Here is a 5,882-nt window from a genome sequence, read left to right as displayed (position 1 = left end):
CCAGGATCGTTTTACCCTCGGTTTCGTACTCATCGAACCGAGTTCGGTCACGAATGACGGCGTCCAGTCCGTAACTCGGTGTGTAAGCCGTCTTGCGAATTGTGTCCCAGTGCGTCCACTGCCAGCCAAAACTTTCACCGTAGTTATCTTCGAGGGCCACAAACCGCGGCACTCCGTCCACCACTCTGCCGACAACCTGACTCGTCACGGCATCTGTCAGTTGATCACCTGTCTGTTCCAGGGCGTTGTGTGTTGCCGGATTGACAAATGCAATCACATCATCATGGCTTGACGGGCTGTTTTTCATGATAAAAGCCAACAGACGTTTCGAAACAGCAAAGCTGTCCCATCTTATTGCAGGTAAAAAGAGTCAAACAGACCGCTGTCCCTGGTTTTCACTTTGATTCAGCGTTTTTCGCTTCGGGAATCGTCACAACGTGTATCGGGCGATCTGAAAGCTGCACGATCCCGGTTGACTGGTCATACATGGTCGTCACTAAATGGACGGCAAATCGTTCCAGCGGTTCACCACAGTCAAACTGGTGACCTGTTGGCATGGTCCAGATATGCTGGGGAGCTGCCGCCGGAAAATGCCAGCGTTTGAGCGACAACTGTGAGTTCACGTTACGAAAATAGGTCGTAACAAACCGGTCAAAGGTCGCCACTGCAGCAGGATTATGCTGACCAATCCTGTCCCACTCTATCAGTTCTTCAAGTTCCAGCTCAGACGGAGACTTCAGTAGTTCTGCGGCAAGCTTCGGGTTTTGTGTCATGCCATAGGTTCGCACAATCAGATCCTGATCGGGAAAATAACGAAGACGATTTTGAGCCAGTTGCAGGTCATAAGGCGCCATGAAAAATTTGCCAATATCATAACGCGTTCCACTGACCCCGGTGCCGACAAAACGATATGTGTGCGCCAGTCGCGTGTCATACCAGGCCAGTTTGACGGGCCTGGTTACCACAAAAGACAGGATCAAAATGAGTCCTGCGCAGGCAAAAGCACGTTTGGAACAAAAAAGCCAACGGCTGGTTTCGTGAGACATTTGTCGCAATGCCAGCACGATTGCCAGGTCCAGCAATGCCCATTTCCAGAAACAGATTCCGGAAAACACAAAAATGCCGACGTGCAGGAGAAGCCAGCCCAGAACAAGTCCGATGGCTATCCGTCGGTGAAACAGAAAAAACAATGAACTCACTTCAACCAGAAGTGTAAACACCACCACCACGGGATCCAGAAAGGCTGCAACATCGATTACGCGGATGATTTCTGATTCTGAGAGAAAGCCCAGCCAGCCATTGGCCCAGGCCGCCGCCACAATGTGGTACACATGTCCGTAGTTCCACCATTCCATCTCCAGCTTACCCCAGCCGGCAATAAAATAGTGGGCCCCGGTCATTGCGAAAAGTACCAGAAAAAACGCCCGGACAGCGGTCTGCGCGTCAAACAGTCGAAAGACGACAAGGTAACTGCAAAACAGAAACAACACACGAAACGGCAGAATCTTGTCCGTCCATGAGTACCCCGGCATGGGGTGTTCGAACTGTGAGACTATCGTGACTGCTGTTAGCAGGAACAGTGGAAACCAACACGGACGCCACAACGTCAGGCCGAACAGGATGATCAGCAGACTGCGATCGAACAGGTGCGACTGGTCGTAGAAGAAATTGTAGGAGTAAGTTGAAAATGCCCATGTCACGGCAAAGGCGGTCATCATGACGACAGGACGAATGGCTTTGAATTCGACCATTTCAGACCAGCGTGATTGCGGACTGAAAACAATCGGCACACAGCACAGGACTACGCCCAGCACGCGTGTCCAGTCGTGGAAAAACAACCCGAAAAAAATGAGGGGCTGACGATACACAGATTCCGGCAGTCGGCCGCAATACCTCAGATACTGTTCAACGTAATGGGAGACCGCAATCAGCAGTCCTGCACAAAGGGTGACGAACAGGGCAGCCTTCAGTGAATCGGCTGAAGGTGCCGTAACAGCAGCGTCACCGACTCGGGTCTTACTGTTCCCGGCTTGTTTGCCCATCATGTTCCGTTCCGGACGACTGCCATCTGACAACCAAACCAGCGAGGCAGGGCCGCAAATTTTCCGAGAATCCGAGACCACATGAATTCCACCGGTCCCAGTCTGGTCTGCGGGAGAAGCGTGTGCTGCACAATCCTTAAGCCATGACTATTCAACCAGGCGGCAAATTCATGCTGATTCCACTCACGAATGTGAGCATGGTGCGGTGACTGATTGCAGTCCGGACCGTGCAGGATGTCCCGTTCGGGCGTGGAAATCACCGCGTACCCGTCAGGACTGAGGTGACGCTTGATCAGTCGCACACAGGGGTCAGGATCTACGAGATGTTCCACAACATCCGCGCACAACACCACATCAAACTGCTGACCCAAATCCAAATCAGACAGCTCCAGATTGATCGAAGCAAATACAGCGTTGGGAAGATTTTGTGCCACCAGCGGCTCCACAGACGGCTGATCAACCAGCGTCACATGCTCAAGCTCGGGCGCCAGCAGTTCCGCAGCTTTGACCGCAGGGCCGCTGCCGACCTCAAGCAGGGACTTACAGCGATGTGCACGAATCAGCCCGCGGCAGGCCGTGTACACGTGATACTGATAAATTCTCGAATTGTGAATCCGTTCTTCGGTCCAGTAAGCCCGACTGGCCTCCGGGTCGTACGATTCCGTCTGTTGTGACGGCTCGTACCCGGGTTTAATACAGTATGTGTTCGTCATGATTCGGGCCTGAGCCGGATGGGAAATCACTGCGTCATTAAAGGAAAGGTGTGGAGCGGATGTTGGCAGTTCGCAAACGGCTCGTGTGCCGGCATCAGGATATCTTCGCAAAAAGGTCCATTGTTCCTGACGTACGAATCCCGGAGAATCTGTTGCCAGGTAAATTTTAGACTGCCCAAAACAGGGGCAAAACCGTTGTCTGACGTTCATGTCTCTGACGTGACAGGGATCCCTGAAACGAACTAAATTTGGATTCCGGACCAGCACAGAAAACATTGACGTCGTAGGACAGTGGTCTGTGCAATTATGCGAAAAAACTCTCAAAACACGTCATCACCTGGTGTCGGTGCACAAATTTGCGAGTCCGACTTAACTCGTGATCATCGATCACTGTGTTCTCACATGAATAAACCGGGGTTTTCACATCAATAAACCAGGCCTGACAGCCCGTGATTGTGGTGCCCGTCTGAAAATATCAGACCTTCAACGAAGGCTCAATCTGTTTTGAATGATTCCACTTTCGTTGCTGACTCTGAAGATTTGCCGACGGTCTGCTATTCGTGCGAGTCCGAACTCCGAAGACCAGACAAATTACTGGCCGTGATTTTTCATGATCTCTGGAAATTCCGGGAATTGTCCTGGGTTTTGTTCACGCGTGACCTGAAGGCTCAATACCGACAAAGCTACCTGAGTTACTTCTGGCTGTTCGCGCCAGTGGTCGCGACAACCATTATTTGGTTTTTCCTGAACTCCTCACAGGTCGTTGACATCACGGAGACCTCGATTCCATATCCCGCCTATGTTTTGGTGGGATCACTCATCTGGACTGTCTTTTCCGCATCCGTTCATCAACCCCTGTTGTCATTTACTGCGGCACAAAGTGTGCTGTCTAAATTACGCGTACCACCGGAGACATTTATTTTAAGCGGGGTTGGAAAAATTTTGTTCGAAGTGCTCATTCGATCACTGATATTGATTCCCGTGTTTCTGCTCCTGAAGATTCCCCTGGCACCCACTGCCCCTCTGTTTTTCGTGGGACTGGCCTGTACGATCTTAACCGGTCTGAGTATTGGACTACTGTTGGTTCCGGTGGGTGCACTCTACACCGATGTATCGCGAATCATCGAAGTCGGACTGGGGTTTGGTATGTACCTCGCCCCGGTAATCTATCCGCCTCCGGTGTCCGGCTTCGCCAGTCGCCTTGTGAGTTTGAATCCGGCAACCCCGTTTGTTGTGGTCACGCGCGACTGGCTGACTCAGGGGCACAGCCCCTACGCTTTGCAGATGATGATGATTAGTATTGCAGGCAGCCTGGTGCTTGTGTTTGGTTTAATCGTCTTTCGCATCGCGCTGCCCCGTTTGATTGAACGACAGGGAATGTAGTCCAAAAATGATTCGGATATCCCCTCGACAGCATGACAGGGCTGTCTGGCCTTTTTTTCAAGCAACCAAATCCTCCTTGATGACACGTAAAGGCGTTTACGAGATGCTTTTTGTCACTGGTTCCTTATCCCATGTCTGACGTTCTTGTTCACTGTGATGATGTGGGCAAAAAATTCTGCCGTGATCTGAGGACCAGCCTGTGGTACGGACTTCGGGACTCCGCCGCGGATCTGCTGCGAATTAGTCGCGAGCAAAACACACTGCGGTCCGGTGAATTTTGGGCAAACAAACACATTTCGTTTGAACTCAAACGCGGCGAATGCCTGGGACTGATTGGTCACAACGGGGCTGGCAAGACAACACTCCTGAAACTGCTCAACGGCCTCATCAAGCCGGATACAGGATCGATAACGATTCGTGGTCGGGTGGGGGCTTTGATTGCCCTGGGGGCCGGGTTCAATCCTGTGCTGACCGGACGAGAAAACGTCTACATCAACAGTGCCGTTCTCGGACGTACTCGCCGGGAAACAGCAGCCGTGTTTGATGACATCGTCGAATTTGCAGACATCAAAGATTCGATTGACGCACCGGTCCGAACCTACAGTTCAGGAATGCAGGTTCGGCTGGGTTTTGCAATTGCATCACAACTCCAGCCGGATGTGTTGCTGGTTGATGAAGTACTGGCAGTTGGTGACAACGCATTCCAGAAAAAATGTTACGATCGCGTCTACGAGATGAAAGCACGGGGAACGAGTTTCATCGTCGTGTCACATAATCCCTATCAGCTGGAACGGCTCTGTGATCGCGTTGCCGCCATGTCCGACGGCAGAGTCCTGAAACTGGCAGCTCCCAAAGAAGCCATCCACCTGTATCATACGGAACTGCAAAAACAACAACTGACGAAATCAGTAACAACCTCACCTCAGCAGGAATCCACGGGAGATGTTCGGATTCACGAAGTCTGGCTGGAAACGGCCGGAGGGACGAGGACCAAAGTCGTATCCACAGGCAGTACCTTCTCAATCTGCATGGAGTGCGAGTACTCCCGACAGGTCTCGGATCTGCGGTTTCGGCTGATGGTGTATTCCATGTCCAACGTACTGATCGCCACCATCGCGTCCGGCAGTCACTTTGAAACAAGGCAATTCGTATCTGGAAGAGCCGTTGTGGGATTTGAACTGGAGACATGTGGCTTGCTCGCCGGCGAATATTCGATCGAGGCGGTCGTGACCTCCGTGGGCAGCGGGCAGCACGCCCGAATGAGTGACGCGCTTAATTTTTCCGTCGAATCCAACGACAGGAGAGTGATCGAACAGACGGGTGCAACGGGTATCATTTTTGTGAACGGCCGCTGGTTTTGAATGACAGGTGGCCTCACGTTGCTAACGAGACTTCAGAATCTGATGAAACAGTTTCAGCTGAGTCGTTATCCACGATTGCGCAAACGGGTTGTGGACTCTCCGAATACTGCAGGAACATCTGGGTGGGGTGCAATTGTTTCGGTGTGAGAATCCAGGACGTGTCGTTGTTGAGCGTCCGACGCTGGTTGTGACAGGGTTTCGGACTCTGACATTTTACCGCATTCCTGCCGTCCGCAGAGATCAGAATCCGATCGCCGGTTTGATCCAGGGATCAGCTACGGAATTCTTTCACTCTTGCCGGTCGCTCTGCCAAGTGACCGCTTGAGCATTGGTGGAGTGATCATGGTGGTGATCATGACCATCACCACAATCGCCGAAAATGT

5 protein-coding genes are annotated in these 5,882 nt (G+C 51.9%); 2 read left to right on the top strand and 3 right to left on the bottom strand.

The features are described 5' to 3' along the window. The 3 genes from MK110_19655 to MK110_19645 form a co-directional block, all read right to left on the bottom strand. Positions 1-307, bottom strand: a 307-nt coding sequence (locus tag MK110_19655; protein ID MCH2213520.1) for a hypothetical protein, incomplete at its 3' end; no start/stop codon positions are given. Positions 308-395: 88 nt separating this feature from the next. Continuing rightward, positions 396-2,045 carry a hypothetical protein gene (locus MK110_19650; protein MCH2213519.1) on the bottom strand — a complete coding sequence of 550 codons (1,650 nt, stop codon included), beginning with the start codon at positions 2,043-2,045 and terminating at the stop codon, positions 396-398. Next, the gene (locus tag MK110_19645) at positions 2,042-2,965 is read right to left on the bottom strand and encodes a class I SAM-dependent methyltransferase (protein ID MCH2213518.1); all 924 of its coding nucleotides are present in this window, start codon (positions 2,963-2,965) and stop codon (positions 2,042-2,044) included. The genes MK110_19650 and MK110_19645 overlap by 4 nt, the downstream gene beginning before the upstream one ends. 294 nt (positions 2,966-3,259) lie before the next feature. On the opposite strand from MK110_19645, the gene MK110_19640 reads away from it, so the two are divergent. Beyond that, entirely contained in the window at positions 3,260-4,138 is an 879-nt protein-coding gene (locus tag MK110_19640; protein ID MCH2213517.1) for an ABC transporter permease, read from the top strand. Positions 4,139-4,269: 131 nt separating this feature from the next. Beyond that, the gene (locus MK110_19635) at positions 4,270-5,499 is read left to right on the top strand and encodes an ABC transporter ATP-binding protein (GenBank protein ID MCH2213516.1); all 1,230 of its coding nucleotides are present in this window, start codon (positions 4,270-4,272) and stop codon (positions 5,497-5,499) included. Positions 5,500-5,882: the final 383 nt, after the last annotated feature.

Origin of the sequence: Fuerstiella sp. (assembly GCA_022447225.1) — a bacterium.
Lineage (GTDB): Bacteria > Planctomycetota > Planctomycetia > Planctomycetales > Planctomycetaceae > S139-18.
The sequence above is the reverse complement of the archived record's forward strand: the minus strand, read 5'-3'. Positions and strand labels throughout refer to the sequence as shown.

Coding starts and splice junctions, on each gene's coding strand:
- MK110_19650 (MCH2213519.1), bottom strand. CDS start 2,045: ATGATGGGCAAACAAGCCGGGAACAGTAAGACCCGAGTCGGTGACGCT.
- MK110_19645 (MCH2213518.1), bottom strand. CDS start 2,965: ATGAACGTCAGACAACGGTTTTGCCCCTGTTTTGGGCAGTCTAAAATT.
- MK110_19635 (MCH2213516.1), top strand. CDS start 4,270: ATGTCTGACGTTCTTGTTCACTGTGATGATGTGGGCAAAAAATTCTGC.